We start from the raw sequence: 13,730 nt of genomic DNA on the forward strand, positions 1-13,730 counted from the left end.
CCGCTCCCGTCCGCGTCAGGAAGTCCGCTCCCCCGGGCCGCCGGGGGCGGCGGTCCCGTCCTGGCCGGTCGGACGGCCGCGCGGGGCGGAGGACCGCGCCACGATCAGCAGGTCGCCGGGTTCGAGGGCGGCGCAGCCCGCGTGGTCGAACGGCAGCAGCCGGCCGCCGCGGACCACCGCGAGCGCGGGGTCGCCGACCGCCCTGAGCGGGCCGCCCACCTCGTCCGGGAGGACCTCGCGCTCCACGAGGTCGAGGCCGCTCCCCTGGTCCAGCAGGTCCTCGATGACCTCGCTGACGTTCGGCTGCGTGGTGGAGACCCCGAGCAGCCGTCCCGCCGCCTCCGACGAGGTCACCACGTGGTCGGCGCCCGACTGGCGCAGCAGCGGGACGTTCTCCGACTCGCGGACCGCGGCCTGGATGCCGGCGCGCGGGTTGAGCTGGCGGGCGGTCAGGGTGATCAGGACCGCGGTGTCGTCGCGGGCGCTCGCCACCACGATCTCGCTCGCGCGGTGGACCGACGCCTGCCTGAGCACCGAACTGCGGGTCGCGTCCCCGACGATCCCGGCGAAGCCCGCCTCGGCGGCCTCGGCCACCACCCGCGGGTCCGGGTCCACGACCACGATCGACTCGGGCGGCACCCCGGTGCTCAGCAGGGTCCGGATGGCGCTGCGGCCCTTCGTTCCGTAACCGGCCACCACCACGTGGTCGCGCACGCGTGCCCTCCAGCGGGATTTGCGCCAGTCGTCGCGGGTGCGCTCCGCCAGCACCTCGAGGGTCGTGCCCACGAGGACGATGAGGAACAGCACGCGCACGGGCGTGATGAAGACGATGTTGACGAGCCTCGCGGCGTCGCTGACCGGCGTGATGTCGCCGTACCCGGTCGTGGACACGGTCACCGAGGCGTAGTAGAAGGCGTCGAGCAGGGACAGCCGCCCGTCGCCGCTGTCGCGGTACCCGCCGCGGTCGGCGTAGACGGCGGCCACCACCGACAGGAGCAGGAAGAGCGCCAGCAGGATCCGCCTCGCCACCGCGCGGAGCGGCCCCGCCTTGGCCGACGGCAGCATCACGAAGGGCCGCTGCGCGGCGTCCCGACCGTTCATCCCGGCATCATCCTGGCACCGTACCGGCCCGGGACCGGTCAGACGTCGGTGATCCGGAGTCCGGCGTGGGCCTTGTAGCGGCGGTTCATGGAGATGAGGTTGGCCGTGAACGCCTCGATCTGGTGGGCGTTGTGCAGCCGCCCGCCGTAGACGCCGCGCATGCCGGGGATCCGCCCGGCGAGGGCCTGGACGAGGTCGGTGGCCTCCCGGTCGTTGCCGAGCACCAGGACGTCCAGCTCCATCTCGTCCACCCCGGGGTCGAGCAGCAGCCTGGCCGACACGTGGTGGAACGCGGCGACGACCCGGCTGTCCGGCAGCACGGCGGCGGCCTGCTCGGCGGCGCTGCCCTCCTCGACCGGCAGCGCGAACGCGCCCTTGCCCTTCTCGAAGCCGAGCGGGTTCACGCAGTCCACGACGATCTTGCCGGCCAGCTCGGCGCGCAGCGACTCCAGCGTGGCCTTGTGGCCCTCCCACGGGACCGCGACGATCACGACGTCGGACTCCCCGGCCGCGACGGGGTTCGGCGCGCCGGAGACCGGCAGGCCGGCGCCGAGCTCGTCGGCGGCCGCCTGGGCGCGCTCGGCGCTGCGCGACCCGATCGTCACCCGGTGCCCGGCGAGCGCGAAGCGGCGCGCGAGGCCCTTGCCCTGGTCCCCCGTCCCGCCCAGGATGCCGATGGACAGGCCGCTCGCGTCGGGAAGGTCGTAGGGCGTCTTCTGCTGCTCAGTCATGCGGCCGAGTCTGCCAGGCGGCGGTCCGGGCCCCCGCCGCCGGGCCCCCCGCCGCCGAGCCCCCGCGTCGCGGAAAGGGGCCTTCCCACGACGGTGCGTGAGGCACCATGGAGCCCGTGGACGCCGAGCAGATGACGATGTTGCGCGAGGTCCTGTCGACGACGGGCTGGCTGGAGCGGACCGACGAGTTCGGCCGGGCGCTGCGCGTCACCTCCCGGACCCCGGGCGGGCTGCTCCTGGTCGGCACGCCCGCCGGCGACCCGTGGCATCTGGCGGCGCACCTCGACGACGAGAGCCGGCTCGGCGGCGCCCCGGGCCTCGCGCCCACGCTGGTGCGCTGGGAGCCGCCGGCCGGCGCGCCCGCGCACCTGCGGATCGGGCTGGAGCGTCTGGAGGCGGCGCGGCGCGGCGAGACGCTGTTCGTCGTCGCCGAGGACGAGGCGCCCGTCCCGCTGCTGGAGCGGGTCGACGACGCGCGCCGCACCGGGGCGACCGTCCTCGCGCTGGAGTGCGGCGACCGCGAGCTGCGCGGCCTCGCCCACGAGGCGCTGACCGTCCCGCCCGACGGGGCCCTCATGTCGTTCGACGGGGCGCAGCACCTCGTCAGCGCGGCCGCGGGCCGGGAGCCGGCGCGCACGCCGCGCGGGCTCCGGCGCCGCATCGCCAGGTTCCTCGACGCCGTCTCCGGCCCCGTCCTGGACTAGTCAGTCCCCGTCCTGCCGGCGCCACGCCTCGTTGCGCTCGCGGGCGAGGGCGAGAGCGTCCGCGGCCTCGCCCTCGGTCCTGTACGGGCCCATGCGGTCCTTGCCGGGGCAGCCCGCCCCGTGCTCGACCTTCATGTGCTTCAGGCAGAACCACCAGTCACCGTCGTCGGCGGTCATGGGCGCTCCTCTCGATCACGCGTCGGCAGGGCATTGTTGCCCCGATGGCGCTGACTACACTCCATCACTATGACGACGCAGTCGCTCCGGCCCGGGCGCGTTTCCCCGATGCGCAAGGTGCCCTCGAACATCCCGCGCCCGGAGTACGTGGGGAAGAAGCAACCGCGGACGGGCGAGCCCGACGTCAAGTCTCCCGAGATCATCGAGCGGATGCGGGTCGCCGGGAGGATCGCCGCGCAGGCGCTGGAGGAGGTCGGCCGGCACGTCCGGCCCGGGATCACCACCGACGAGCTCGACGCCGTCGGGCACGAGTTCATGCTCGACCACGGGGCCTACCCCTCCACGCTGGGCTACCGCGGGTTCCCCAAGTCCCTCTGCACCTCGATCAACGAGGTGATCTGCCACGGCATCCCGGACGACACGGTCCTGCGCGACGGCGACATCATCAACGTCGACATCACGGCCTACATCGACGGCGTGCACGGCGACACCGACGCGACGTTCCTGTGCGGCGACGTCGACGAGGAGTCGCGGCTGCTGGTGGAGCGCACCCGCGAGGCGGCGATGCGCGGCATCCGCGCGGTCAAGCCCGGCCGGGCGCTGAACGTGATCGGGCGGGTCATCGAGTCCTACGCCAAGCGGTTCGGGTACGGGGTCGTGCGCGACTTCACCGGGCACGGGATCGGCACGACGTTCCACTCGGGCCTCGTCGTCCCGCACTACGACGACCCGAGCGCCACGACGGTCATCGAGCCGGGCATGACGTTCACGGTCGAGCCCATGCTGACCCTCGGCACCCACGAGTACGACATGTGGGCGGACGGCTGGACGGTCGTCACCAAGGACCGCGGGCGCACGGCGCAGTTCGAGCACACGCTGCTGGTGACCGAGGACGGCCACGAAATCCTCACCCTGCCGTGACCCACCCCTCGATCTAGAGTCCGATTCGCCCCACATCCGGCCGGGAGACTCTCTAGAGATGAACGCCCCAGCGCCGTACGAGCCGAGGGTTCCGTCCGACACCATGCCGCCGGGGCGGGCGGCGCTGAGCGTGACGTGGGCGGCGCTGCCGTTCCTGACCCTCGGCTTCGGCACGCCGTTCGCCTTCGCCGCCGTGCTGCTGTGGCGCCGGAGCCTGCACCTGCTGGTGTCCACGGTCGCGTACGCCGGGGTGTTCGCGCTGCTGGTCTCCCAGCTCTCCGCCGCCGGCGGGGAGCGGGGCGACCAGCGGTTCACCGGCATGCTCATGGCCCTGCTGGCGGTGGTGGGCTGCGGGCACGCCTTCCTGATCCGGCGGGGGGTGTTCGACCCCCACGGGCTGTCGGGCGTCGACAACGAGGCCGTGGTGGAGCGGGTCAAGCGGCAGCGGCTGCTGCGGGAGAGGGCGCGGGCGCTGGCCGCGTCCGACCCGGGGCTCGCCAGGGAGCTGCGCATCGGGCGGCCCGACCTGCCGCGCGAGTACAACGACGGCGGGCTGGTCGACGTCAACCACGCCTCCGCGGAGGCGCTGACGCTGCTGCCCGGCATCACCGAGGAACTGGCGGCCGTGATCGAGCGGGTGCGGTCCGAGACGGGCGGGTTCGTGTCGGCCGAGGAGCTGTCCGCGGTCGCGGGGCTCCCGCCCTCCCTCACCGGCGATGTCGCCGACTACGCCGTCTTCATCCGCTGAGCGCGGGTATGCAGCGGGCGTGACCCCGAAGAAGCCGAAGAAGCGCGCGGCTCCCCCGGCCCGCGAGGGCGACCGGCTCGCCGAGTACCGGGGCAGGCGGGACGCGGGGCGGACGCCGGAGCCCGTCCCCGAGGACGCGGCCCTCCCGCGCGGGAACGACGACACGTTCGTCATCCAGGAGCACCACGCCACCAGCCTGCACTGGGACCTGCGGCTCGAACGCGACGGCGTGCTCGTCTCGTGGGCCGTGCCGAAGGGCCTGCCGTGGAGCCCGGACACCAACCACCTCGCGGTGCACACCGAGGACCACCCCCTGGAGTACGCCGCCTTCGAGGGCGAGATCCCGCGCGGCGAGTACGGCGCCGGGAAGATGACCGTCTGGGACCGCGGGACCTACGAGACGGAGAAGTGGTCCGAGCGCGAGGTGAAGGTCGTCATCCACGGCTCGCGCGTGTCCGGCCGGTACGTGCTGTTCCGGACGCGCGGGAAGAACTGGATGATCCACCGGATGGACCCGCCCGCGGACCCGGACGCCGGGCCGCTGCCGGAGTCGCTGCGCCCGATGCGCCCGTCCGAGCGGGCCCGGCTGCCCCGCGACCCGCAGGCGTGGGGGTTCGAGTTCGCCTGGGGCGGCAGGCGGCTGGCCGCCTACGTCGAGGGCGGGCGGACGCGGTTCACCGACGGGCGCGGCCGCGCCGTGGACGGACCCGGCGGGCTCGGCTCGCGGCTGGGCGCGGAGTTCGGCGTCCGGCCCGCCCTGCTGGACGGGGAGCTGGCCGTCCTCGAAGGCCGCGAGACCTACATGCTCTACGACGTGCTGCACCTGGACGGGCACCCGCTGCTGGACGTCCCGTACCGGGAGCGGCGGGAGCGGCTCGACGGCCTCGGGCTGTCGGGTCCGCGGTGGCAGACGGCCCCCTGGTTCCCCGGCGAGGGCGGCGCCGTCCGGGACGCGGCGCGCGACCAGGGGCTGCCCGGCATCGTCGCCAAGCGCCTGGACTCCCCCTACGAACCGGGCGAGGAGTCCAGCGCCTGGCGGTTCATCCCATCCTGACCTAGTAGGCGACCGTGATCCGCCGCCGGACGGCGTTGCCCTTCTCGAGCTCGTCGACCAGGGCGACGGCGTAGTCCTCGGCGCTGATGCGGCTGGCGCCGTCGGCGTCGGCGAGGAGCCGGTCGCCGCCCAGGCGGAAGGCGCCGGTGCGCTCGCCGGGCGCGATGACCGCGGCGGGCGAGATGAACGTCCAGTCCAGGTCGCCCGCCTCCGCCCGGATGACGCCGAGCTGCGCGGCCGCGGCGAGCGCCTCGCTCTTGTAGACGGCGGGGAACTCGGGGGTGTCCACGAGCCGGACCCCGGGCGCGACCTCCAGGCTTCCGGCGCCGCCGACCACGACGAGGCGGCGGACGCCGGAGCGCCGCAGGGCGTCCAGGACGCCGCGGGTGACCTCCAGCAGCGGCCCCTCGGTCTCCGACCCGTCCCGGGGCGGCGGGACGCTCAGCACGACGGCGTCGTGCCCCTCGGCCAGCCGGGCGATCGCGGCGGCGTCGGCCGCCTCGGCCCCGGCCGTCCCCTCGTTCCCGCTCCGGGTGACGCCGGTCACCTCGTGACCGCGGTCGCGGGCCTCGCCGGCGATCCGCCGGCCGACCATGCCGGTCGCGCCGATCAGCAGAATCCTCATGAATGACCTCCTGGAACGTCGTCGCCGACGAAGGTATCCATCGGATACTGGTTACTTCAACGAGACATTGGTACCTTAGGGAAACCATGAAGGGCAACGCGTTCGACCCCGACTGCCCGACCCGGCTGATCCTCGACCGGATCGGCGACAAGTGGTCGGTCCTCGTCGTGCTCATCCTGAGCGACGGCACCCGCCGGTTCACCGAGCTGCGCGACCTGATCGGCGGCGTCACGCCGAAGGTCCTCACCCAGACGCTCCGCGCCATGGAACGCGACGGCCTCCTCACCCGGGAGGTCTTCGCCGAGGTGCCGCCGCGCGTCGAGTACACCCTCACTCCGCTCGGCCACTCGCTCCGAGGGCCCATCGGGGCCATCACCGAGTGGGCCGAGGAGAACGTCGGGGCGGTCGTCTCCGCCCGGGAGCGCAACGCCGTCTGAGGGCGGAACCGGCGGCTCCCTCCGCGCATCAAAGGGACGTGACGCCCCGTACGGCGCGTCTTCGCCGAAAACGATCAGGAGCGGATTAGAGTCCCGCCCTGAGACGGGCGGCGATACGCGCTGGAAAGCGGGGGAACGGCACGATGATGGGCAAGACGCATGCCCTGAGCGGCACGCTGGCGTGGCTGGCCGCCGTCCCGGTCATCGCGCAGGAGCGGCTGCTCGGCGACCACGCGGTGACGCTGTCGCCGGAGCAGGTCATGGCGGGCGCCGTGGTGTGCGCGGGCGCCGCGATCCTGCCGGACATCGACCACCACAACGGCCGGATCGCCAACACGTTCGGGCCGATCACCAACCACATGTGCAAGTGGATCGGGAAGGTGTCGGGCGGGCACCGGCAGGCCACCCACTCGATCCTGTTCGCGGTCGGCCTCGGCTGGGCGATGGACACCCTGGCCACCCACTACCTCTGGGCCTGGTGGGCCTGCCTGTTCATGATCGTGGGCCTCGGGCTGCGCGGCATCGGGCTGGACTTCGAGGGCAAGGAGCCGCAGTCGGCGCTGGCCGACTGCGCGCTGGCCCTGATCGCCGTCTGGCTCATGCGCAACATCGACATGAGCTTCGTCGGGTTCGCGGTGACGCTCGGCTGCCTGGCCCACATCGCGGGCGACTGCCTGACGCCGAGGGGCTGTCCGGTGTTCTGGCCGCTGCCCTGGCGGATCGAGCTGCCCGTCATCCCGCGGACGGACGGCAAGGTGGAGCGGTGGGTGGTGATGCCGGTCCTGATCCTCGGCATCGCGATCCTCACCGTCCGCTCCGTCCTCGGCGACATCACCGCCGAGTGGCTGACACGGGGCTGACCCGCGGGTCCCGGGTCCCCGTGCGGGCCGTCACCCGACCAGGTCCTCGTAATCCCGGCAGCGAACGACCGCCCAGGCCGACCTCTCGGCGTTGAAGACGCCCGTGAGGACGACCCGCTTCACCCCGGGGATGGTCTGCGCCGTGCACGCGACCTGCCCTCTGGCGAGGCGCGACCAGAGCCTGGCGGGAACCACGCCCCCGGCCTCACCGATCACGTCGACCACCATCGTTCCGGGCAGGCCCTCCTGCCGCACGCTGAGCCCGTCCGGCCCCGGGATCTCGGTGGAGAGCCCCCTGCGCACCTCCGCGGACGTGGGCGGGACGCCGAGCTGGCTCAGGGCCAGATACGGGCGGCCGGGGAGTCCCGGACGCACGACCGGGACGAGCCGCCGGCCCTCGACGAGGTAGACGGTGATGGGATCGGCCTTGGCCGCCGCGAGAGGCGGGCCTCCCGCCTCGATGATCCCGGTGGGCCGGATGCCGTAGGCGGCCCGGAACCCGGCCGCCAGGACCGCCAGGACGGCGGCCGCGGCGGCCAGCGCCGTCGCGGCCTTCCACCGGGCGGGCCACCGGCTCATGGTTCCTCATCTCTCCCGGGGGCCGGCGGCCGGATCTGGCCGCCCCTTCCCCGCGGCCCGTCCCGTGCCGTCTCGCGGCGAAGCGCACCGCGTCCGCGCGGGGCCGCTCAATCGAGCAGGTCGGAGAACTGGCCGCAGGTCAGGAACTCCCATCTGTTCTTGGTCGGGTTCAGCGTGCTCCACAGGTTCACGCGCCGGATGCCCTGGATCGTCTGCGCCGTGCACGCGATCTGGGCCTTGGCCGTCCGCGACCAGTCCTTCGTTCCGGCCCGATGGTCGGCCGGCCGTACGACCAGCTGGGCGGGATGGCCGACCGGGCTGGAGACGTCCTCGACCGAGTACGCGTCGAGCTCGTCGTGGACGTCGGTGCGCAGGCCCATCCTCCTCTCCCTCTCGGTCGGCGGAACGGTCAGCTGCTGGATGGCCAGGTGCGGCTCGCCCGGCAGGCCGGGCCTCGTCACCGGTACCAGCTTCCCGTCCCGCACGAGGTAGACGGTGATCGGGGCGGTGTGCCCCTGCGCGATCGGCGGGGCTCCCGCGCCGATCATCCCGGTGGGCCGGATCCCGCAGCCGGCCAGGGCGGCGCAGGCCGCCAGCGCCAGGAGCGCTCGTCTCATGGGCGCTCGTCCGCGTCTCCGTCGGGCAGCCACAGGGTGAACACGGCACCGCCTTCCGGCCGGTCGGCGGCCTCGAGCGTCCCCCCGTGCAGCAGTGCGTTCTCCTTGGCGATCGACAGGCCGAGGCCGCTGCCCTCGCTGCGCGAGCGCGCCGCCTCCGCCTTGACGAACCGGTCGAAGACCACGGAGACCACGTCGCCGGGGAGGCCGGGACCCCGGTCGGCGACCACGACCCGGACGCCGCCGGCGTCCGGGTCCTCGGGCCGCCCGAAGCGCAGCGAGACGGGCGGGCGCCCGTGCTTCAGGGCGTTGCCGGCCAGGTTGGCGACGATGACGTCGAACCGCCGCGGGTCCAGCCGGACGAACAGGTCCGCGGGGCCCTCCACGTCCACCTCGTCCCTCCAGCCGCGCGCCTCCAGGGTCGCGCCGACCGCGTCGGCGACGTTGACGTCGTCCAGGACGAGGGCGGCGGCGCCCGCGTCGAACCGGCTGATCTCGATCAGGTGCTCGACGAGCCGGCCGAGCCGCCGGGTCTCCTCCGCGACGAGCCGGACCGCGGCCCCCTCGCCCTCTTCCCCGGCCTCCTCGGCCAGCACGCCCGTCACGGCGATCATCGAGGTCAGCGGCGTGCGCAGCTCGTGGGAGACGTCGGCGACGAACCGGCGGGACGCGGCCTCCATCGCCCGCAGCTCCGTCACCGTCCGCTCCAGCGCCTCAGCGGTGCGGTTGAACGTGGCGGCGAGGTCGGCGAGCTCGTCGTGGCCCCGCACCCGCACGCGGATGTCCAGCCTCCCCTCGCCGAGCGCGCGGGCGGCGGCGCCGAGGCGGCGCACCGGGCGCAGCACGCCCCCGGTGGCCAGCAGCGCGAGCCCGAGCGCGGCCGCCAGCGCCGCCGCGTCCGCGATCAGCAGGGTGCGGGTGAACAGCCGCAGGTCGGCGGCCTCCCGGCGCAGGCTCGCGGAGACGAACACCACCGGCGGCGACGTCCGCCACGGCTCGTCCACCGTGGTCTCGTAATCGGTGACGTGGGCGCCGACGAGCAGGTAGGGCGTGCCGTTCCGGTTCACACGCTGGAAGACGATGCCCCACAGCGCGCGCCGGGCGAACTCCCGGGTCACCGGAACGTCCAGCGAGCCCGGCGGCGGGAGGCCGGACTCGCCGCGCAGCGGCACCGGGACCGCGACCGCCTTGCGCCCCTCGGCCGTGCCGAGCGCCTCCTCCAGGGCTCCGGAGATCAGCGGCTCGGCGTCGGGCGGGAGGGTCGGCGGGATCCGCTGGGCCAGGGTGTCGCGGACGTCGTTGAGCACCGCGTCCTGGGCGCGCTGGAGCATCACCCGCCGCAGCAGCACGTAGGAGATGCCGGAGGCGAGCACGGACGCCAGCAGCGCCACCGCCGTGAACGCGGCCGCGAGCCGCATCCGCAGCCCGAACCGCGGGCGCCACCTCACGGCGCGGTGAACCGGTAGCCGAAGCCCCGGACGGTCTCGATCAGCCGCGGCTCGGCCGGCTCGTCCTCGATCTTGGCGCGGACGCGCTGGACGCACGCGTCCACGAGCCGCGAGTCGCCCGGGTAGGTGTGCTCCCACACCTCGGCCAGCAGGTGCTGGCGGGTGAGCGCCTGGCCGGGCCGCCGCGTCAGCTCCAGCAGGAGCCGCAGCTCGGTCGGGGTGAGGCGGAGGTCGGCGCCGTCCTTGGTGACCTTCAGCGAGGTCCGGTCGATGACGAGGCCGCCGTAGACGGACCGGTCCAGGCGGGTCTGGTCGGCGCGGCGCAGGACCGCGCGGATCCGGGCGTCCAGGACGCGGGGCTCGACGGGCTTGACCACGTAGTCGTCGGCGCCCGCCTCCAGGCCGAGGACGACGTCGAGGTCGTCGCCCCGCGCGGTCAGCAGGATGACCGGCAGCGCGTCGTCGCGGCGGATGCGGCGGCACACCTCGATGCCGTCGATGCCGGGCAGCATCACGTCCAGGATCGCGATCTCGGGCCGCCGCGCCCGCAGCGCCTCCAGCCCGTCCTCGCCGGTGGCCCGGGACGTCACCCCGTGCCCCTGGCGGGTCAGCGCCAGCTCCAGCGCCGCCCGCGCGGACGGATCATCCTCGATGAACAGAATGCTCGCCACCCGCACATTATCGGCCGCTCCCGATCATCTGGTGCGCTGTGTCACAAGATCCGGACATCACCGGCACGTGATCATGACAAGCCGGCGGAAGCGTGGGGCGCATGACGCTCGCGCTGCTCCCACCCCGCCTCCAGGCGCCGGCCGCCCCGCCGGGGCGCGCCCGGCGGTCCCCCCGCGCGCTGCCCTGGCTGCTCGCGGCGGGCGTGCTCGCGCAGGCGGTCGTCCGGCTCTGGTTCGCCTGGCCGCGGACGGGCCCCGCCGCGAACCCGGACGAGACCGGCTACCTGCTCGCCGCCCGCCTGCTGGCCGGCGGCCCCGGCGGCGACCTGTCCGGGAACACCTTCTACCAGGGCGGGTATCCCGTCGTGCTCGCGCCCGCCTACTGGTTCTCCCACGACCCCGCGACGGTCTACACGACCGTGATGGCGATCAACGCGGTGCTGGGCGCGGCGCTGTTCCCGCTCGGGTACGCGGCGGCGCGCCGGTTCGGGCTCGCCCGCCGGTCCGCGCTGCCGCTGGCGTTCGCGGTGGCGCTGCTGCCCGCGACGACGTTCTTCGGGGCCTTCGCGCTCGCCGACGCCGTCCTGCCGACACTCTTCCTGGCTTGGCTGCTGGCTCTGGACCGCTTCGTCCGCGACGGCCGGATCCAGAACGCCGCCCTCGCGAGCCTGGTCGCGTCCTTCGCGGCGGCCGTGCACACCCGGGGGACGGTCCTGCTCGCCGTCCACGCCGCCGCTCTGGTGTGCACGGCCCTGGTGTTCACACCAGAGCGCCGGAGGATCCGCGCCGCGCTCGCCGGCGGCGCGGTCGCACTCGCCGGATACGCGGCGGGCGCGGCGCTGAACGCGCACATCCGCGCCGAGCTGTATCCGCGCGGCACGCGCGACCTCGCCGGGCTCCTCACGTCCCGGCTGACCACGGTTCCGGGGCAGGAATGGGCGCTCTCGGGCGCGGCGGGGCAGCTCTGGTACCTGATCGCGTCCACCTGGGGCCTCGCCGGGGCCGGGCTGGTGGCCGTCGCGGCGTCCCTCGTGCGGCGACGGACGCCCCGGGCGGAAAGGATCATGGCGGGCGTGCTGCTCACCGTCACGTGCGGCATCGCCTACGCCTCCTCGGCCGCCCTGCCGGACGAGCACCGGGTGGGCAACTTCGCCTACGGCCGCTACCTGGCGTGCGTGGCGCTGGTGTACGCGCTGGCCGGAGCCGCCGCGCTCGCGCGCCTCACCGCCCGCCGGGCGGTCGGCCTGGGGGCGGGCGGCGCGCTCCTGCTGGGCGGAACGGGCCTCTGGGTCGCCGCCTACGCGGGCGAGCGGCTCCGCACCCACCTCTTCATCGGGTTCGACTTCCCCGAGGTCATGTTCCTGACCGACGACCGGGGCGCGCTGCACCTGCGCGAGGCGACGCTCACCGCGCTCGCCCTGCTGTGCGTCCTTCTCCTGGCGTCCAGGCTGAGCGGGACGGCCCTGACGGCCGTGGCGGTCGCGGGCGTGAACCTCGCGGCGCTGGCCTTCGTCATGGGACCGCACGCGCGGCGCGTCCCTCCCGAGCCCCCGCTCGCCGGCCCGGCGTCCGGCGGGGTCGTCGCGGACGCCTCGCTCAACTGGGCGGTCAGGACCGCGCTGATGTACCCCGTGTGGTGGACGCGGATCGGCGCCTTCGACGTCCGCGCCGGGCGGCCGCCCGCGCCCGGCGTGTGCACGGTCGTCGTGCCCCTCCCGGACGGGACGGCGCCGGAGGCGTCATGGCCCGCGCACCCGGCGGGCTGGCGGCCGCACGCGGGCCGGTTCTGGTCGTTCGGCTGGGTGGGCTGGCACGACCCGTCCTGCGGGGCCGCCCCTCAGTAGCGCGTCACCAGCGCGATCCGGTCGTGGTCGATCAGGAACCCGTCGGAGACGAAGGTGACCTCGCCCCCGTACTCCAGCGCCGTCTCGATGACGTGGTCCACGGCGTCGTCGACGACGTCCGCGCCCTTGAGCACGCCGGGCATGCCGTCCACCGGGATCAGCTCGCCGCCGCTGCGCACCGCGGACGCGTAGTAGCCGCGCTCGACGACCAGGTGCTCGCCGCGCCCCTCCTCGACCAGCTCCGTCACCTCGCACAGCCCGCCCGCGTACCGCTGGATACTGCGCGCCGCCTCCAGCTCCGACAGCACCCCCACCTCGCGGAGGTCCTCGTAGGCGGCGAGCGCGGGCCGGGCGGCCTCGGCGAGCGTGCTCGGCGCGGCTCCCTCGAAGCTGCCGTCGACACGGCCCGCCACGGTGACGTGCGGTCCGGCGACCTCGTCGAAGAGCGCCTGGTGCCGGGTGACGCCGGCGACGACCAGCGGGCGCCGGTCCCGGGCCAGGACGTGTTCGAGCGCGGACACCGCGTCCCGCATGGCCTGGCGCCGGCGCTCCCCGTCGCCGCCCTGGGCGGAACGGCGGGCCAGCCGGCCGGCGCTCGCCTCGTCGATCGGCGGCGGCTCGACGGGGAAGCCGCCGCGGGCGTGCTCGACCAGTTCCGAGCCGAGGCCGCTCCAGAGCCGCGTGCAGTGGTCCGACAGGGACAGCAGCCAGTAGCGCGGCGTGCGGGTGAAGTCGGCGACGAGGTCGCGGGTGGCGAAGCCGCTGTCGACGACGACCCGCTCGTCCACGGGCTGGCCGATCGTGAACGCGTGGTGCTCGCCGTGCGGGGCGGCGAACAGCACCAGCCCGTCGGAGGCGTGCCGCGGATCGACCTCGCCCGCGGCGCGCTCCAGCCCCCGGACGACGTGCTCGGCGGCGTCGGGCGCCACCTTGGGATCGTCGTGGAGGCGGCGCCGGACCTCGCCCAGGAGGTTCCGCAGCCGGATGCGGTCCTCCCGGCCGTCCCGGGCGGAGCGGTGCGTCGGCATCAGCACCGACACCGCCGGATAGGGCCTCGGCTTGCGCAGCCCGGACAGGGTAACGGCGTCCATGATCCCCCGATCGTCGCTCTCGTTCCTTTCTGTCTCTTTTGTAGCTACTTGTGGGTAAATGAGGTGTAAGCCCTGCTCGAATTGCAGGCCGAGGAACGCACCGCCCGCCCGGGCCCGGCCCA

16 protein-coding genes are annotated in these 13,730 nt (G+C 74.5%); 7 read left to right on the plus strand and 9 right to left on the minus strand.

Features of this window, described 5'->3' with window-relative positions:
- Positions 1 to 15: 15 nt before the first annotated feature.
- Entirely contained in the window at positions 16 to 1,101 is a 1,086-nt protein-coding gene (locus FKD65_RS10190) for a TrkA family potassium uptake protein (protein WP_205718620.1), read from the minus strand.
- A gap of 38 nt (positions 1,102 to 1,139) precedes the next feature.
- On the minus strand, positions 1,140 to 1,832 hold the full coding sequence (gene npdG, locus FKD65_RS10195) for an NADPH-dependent F420 reductase (protein ID WP_141577221.1): 693 nt from the start codon (positions 1,830 to 1,832) through the stop codon (positions 1,140 to 1,142).
- A gap of 107 nt (positions 1,833 to 1,939) precedes the next feature.
- On the opposite strand from npdG, the gene FKD65_RS10200 reads away from it, so the two are divergent.
- Positions 1,940 to 2,536 (plus strand): hypothetical protein, encoded by a 597-nt coding sequence (locus FKD65_RS10200; RefSeq protein WP_141577222.1) that lies wholly within the window; start codon positions 1,940 to 1,942, stop codon positions 2,534 to 2,536.
- On the opposite strand, the gene FKD65_RS44110 is transcribed toward FKD65_RS10200, so the two are convergent.
- Positions 2,537 to 2,713, minus strand: a complete 177-nt coding sequence (locus tag FKD65_RS44110; protein ID WP_168220998.1) for a hypothetical protein — start codon at positions 2,711 to 2,713, stop codon at positions 2,537 to 2,539.
- A 69-nt stretch (positions 2,714 to 2,782) separates the two neighbouring features.
- On the opposite strand from FKD65_RS44110, the gene map reads away from it, so the two are divergent.
- Genes map through FKD65_RS10215 form a run of 3 tightly spaced genes read left to right on the plus strand, consistent with a single transcriptional unit; the run spans position 2,783 to position 5,436 of the window.
- On the plus strand, positions 2,783 to 3,634 hold the full coding sequence (map, locus tag FKD65_RS10205) for a type I methionyl aminopeptidase (protein ID WP_141577223.1): 852 nt from the start codon (positions 2,783 to 2,785) through the stop codon (positions 3,632 to 3,634).
- A 58-nt stretch (positions 3,635 to 3,692) separates the two neighbouring features.
- Positions 3,693 to 4,382, plus strand: coding sequence for a helix-hairpin-helix domain-containing protein (locus FKD65_RS10210; RefSeq protein ID WP_141577224.1), 690 nt, complete (start codon positions 3,693 to 3,695; stop codon positions 4,380 to 4,382).
- A gap of 19 nt (positions 4,383 to 4,401) precedes the next feature.
- Positions 4,402 to 5,436 carry a DNA polymerase ligase N-terminal domain-containing protein gene (locus tag FKD65_RS10215; RefSeq protein ID WP_240810064.1) on the plus strand — a complete coding sequence of 345 codons (1,035 nt, stop codon included), beginning with the start codon at positions 4,402 to 4,404 and terminating at the stop codon, positions 5,434 to 5,436.
- 1 nt (position 5,437) lies between these two features.
- On the opposite strand, the gene FKD65_RS10220 is transcribed toward FKD65_RS10215, so the two are convergent.
- The gene (locus FKD65_RS10220; protein ID WP_141577226.1) at positions 5,438 to 6,061 is read right to left on the minus strand and encodes an NAD(P)-dependent oxidoreductase; all 624 of its coding nucleotides are present in this window, start codon (positions 6,059 to 6,061) and stop codon (positions 5,438 to 5,440) included.
- An 86-nt stretch (positions 6,062 to 6,147) separates the two neighbouring features.
- On the opposite strand from FKD65_RS10220, the gene FKD65_RS10225 reads away from it, so the two are divergent.
- The gene (locus tag FKD65_RS10225; RefSeq protein ID WP_141577227.1) at positions 6,148 to 6,498 is read left to right on the plus strand and encodes a helix-turn-helix domain-containing protein; all 351 of its coding nucleotides are present in this window, start codon (positions 6,148 to 6,150) and stop codon (positions 6,496 to 6,498) included.
- Between the two features lie 143 nt (positions 6,499 to 6,641).
- The gene (locus FKD65_RS10230) at positions 6,642 to 7,358 is read left to right on the plus strand and encodes a metal-dependent hydrolase (protein WP_205718621.1); all 717 of its coding nucleotides are present in this window, start codon (positions 6,642 to 6,644) and stop codon (positions 7,356 to 7,358) included.
- Positions 7,359 to 7,388: 30 nt separating this feature from the next.
- Here the strand turns inward: FKD65_RS10230 and FKD65_RS10235 are convergent, their stop codons facing one another.
- From FKD65_RS10235 to FKD65_RS10250, 4 genes are all read right to left on the minus strand, one after another.
- On the minus strand, positions 7,389 to 7,937 hold the full coding sequence (locus FKD65_RS10235; RefSeq protein ID WP_141577229.1) for a hypothetical protein: 549 nt from the start codon (positions 7,935 to 7,937) through the stop codon (positions 7,389 to 7,391).
- A 107-nt stretch (positions 7,938 to 8,044) separates the two neighbouring features.
- Positions 8,045 to 8,554, minus strand: a complete 510-nt coding sequence (locus tag FKD65_RS10240) for a hypothetical protein (RefSeq protein WP_141577230.1) — start codon at positions 8,552 to 8,554, stop codon at positions 8,045 to 8,047.
- Positions 8,551 to 10,002: a HAMP domain-containing sensor histidine kinase gene (locus tag FKD65_RS10245; RefSeq protein WP_240810065.1), complete on the minus strand. Its 1,452-nt coding sequence runs from the start codon at positions 10,000 to 10,002 to the stop codon at positions 8,551 to 8,553. Before FKD65_RS10245 ends, FKD65_RS10240 begins: the two co-directional genes overlap by 4 nt.
- Positions 9,999 to 10,673 carry a response regulator transcription factor gene (locus FKD65_RS10250; protein WP_168220999.1) on the minus strand — a complete coding sequence of 225 codons (675 nt, stop codon included), beginning with the start codon at positions 10,671 to 10,673 and terminating at the stop codon, positions 9,999 to 10,001. Before FKD65_RS10250 ends, FKD65_RS10245 begins: the two co-directional genes overlap by 4 nt.
- Positions 10,674 to 10,774: 101 nt before the next feature.
- Here FKD65_RS10250 and FKD65_RS10255 point away from each other — a divergent pair, with 101 nt between their 5' ends.
- The gene (locus tag FKD65_RS10255) at positions 10,775 to 12,517 is read left to right on the plus strand and encodes a hypothetical protein (RefSeq protein WP_141577233.1); all 1,743 of its coding nucleotides are present in this window, start codon (positions 10,775 to 10,777) and stop codon (positions 12,515 to 12,517) included.
- Here the strand turns inward: FKD65_RS10255 and FKD65_RS10260 are convergent.
- Positions 12,511 to 13,608 carry a hypothetical protein gene (locus tag FKD65_RS10260; RefSeq protein ID WP_141577234.1) on the minus strand — a complete coding sequence of 366 codons (1,098 nt, stop codon included), beginning with the start codon at positions 13,606 to 13,608 and terminating at the stop codon, positions 12,511 to 12,513. The two genes, FKD65_RS10255 and FKD65_RS10260, sit on opposite strands and share 7 nt — an antisense overlap.
- Positions 13,609 to 13,730: the final 122 nt, after the last annotated feature.

It is taken from the genome of Actinomadura sp. WMMA1423, assembly GCF_006547145.1.
In the GTDB taxonomy this organism is placed as follows: Bacteria; Actinomycetota; Actinomycetes; order Streptosporangiales; family Streptosporangiaceae; genus Spirillospora.

What these genes read in the sequence shown, in the direction of transcription:
- FKD65_RS10190 (WP_205718620.1), bottom strand. Translation starts at nt 1,101, where the DNA reads ATGAACGGTCGGGACGCCGCGCAGCGGCCCTTCGTGATGCTGCCGTCG.
- npdG (WP_141577221.1), bottom strand. Translation starts at nt 1,832, where the DNA reads ATGACTGAGCAGCAGAAGACGCCCTACGACCTTCCCGACGCGAGCGGC.
- FKD65_RS10200 (WP_141577222.1), top strand. Translation starts at nt 1,940, where the DNA reads ATGGAGCCCGTGGACGCCGAGCAGATGACGATGTTGCGCGAGGTCCTG.
- FKD65_RS44110 (WP_168220998.1), bottom strand. Translation starts at nt 2,713, where the DNA reads ATGACCGCCGACGACGGTGACTGGTGGTTCTGCCTGAAGCACATGAAG.
- map (WP_141577223.1), top strand. Translation starts at nt 2,783, where the DNA reads ATGACGACGCAGTCGCTCCGGCCCGGGCGCGTTTCCCCGATGCGCAAG.
- FKD65_RS10210 (WP_141577224.1), top strand. Translation starts at nt 3,693, where the DNA reads ATGAACGCCCCAGCGCCGTACGAGCCGAGGGTTCCGTCCGACACCATG.
- FKD65_RS10220 (WP_141577226.1), bottom strand. Translation starts at nt 6,061, where the DNA reads ATGAGGATTCTGCTGATCGGCGCGACCGGCATGGTCGGCCGGCGGATC.
- FKD65_RS10225 (WP_141577227.1), top strand. Translation starts at nt 6,148, where the DNA reads ATGAAGGGCAACGCGTTCGACCCCGACTGCCCGACCCGGCTGATCCTC.
- FKD65_RS10230 (WP_205718621.1), top strand. Translation starts at nt 6,642, where the DNA reads ATGATGGGCAAGACGCATGCCCTGAGCGGCACGCTGGCGTGGCTGGCC.
- FKD65_RS10235 (WP_141577229.1), bottom strand. Translation starts at nt 7,937, where the DNA reads ATGAGCCGGTGGCCCGCCCGGTGGAAGGCCGCGACGGCGCTGGCCGCC.
- FKD65_RS10240 (WP_141577230.1), bottom strand. Translation starts at nt 8,554, where the DNA reads ATGAGACGAGCGCTCCTGGCGCTGGCGGCCTGCGCCGCCCTGGCCGGC.
- FKD65_RS10255 (WP_141577233.1), top strand. Translation starts at nt 10,775, where the DNA reads ATGACGCTCGCGCTGCTCCCACCCCGCCTCCAGGCGCCGGCCGCCCCG.
- FKD65_RS10260 (WP_141577234.1), bottom strand. Translation starts at nt 13,608, where the DNA reads ATGGACGCCGTTACCCTGTCCGGGCTGCGCAAGCCGAGGCCCTATCCG.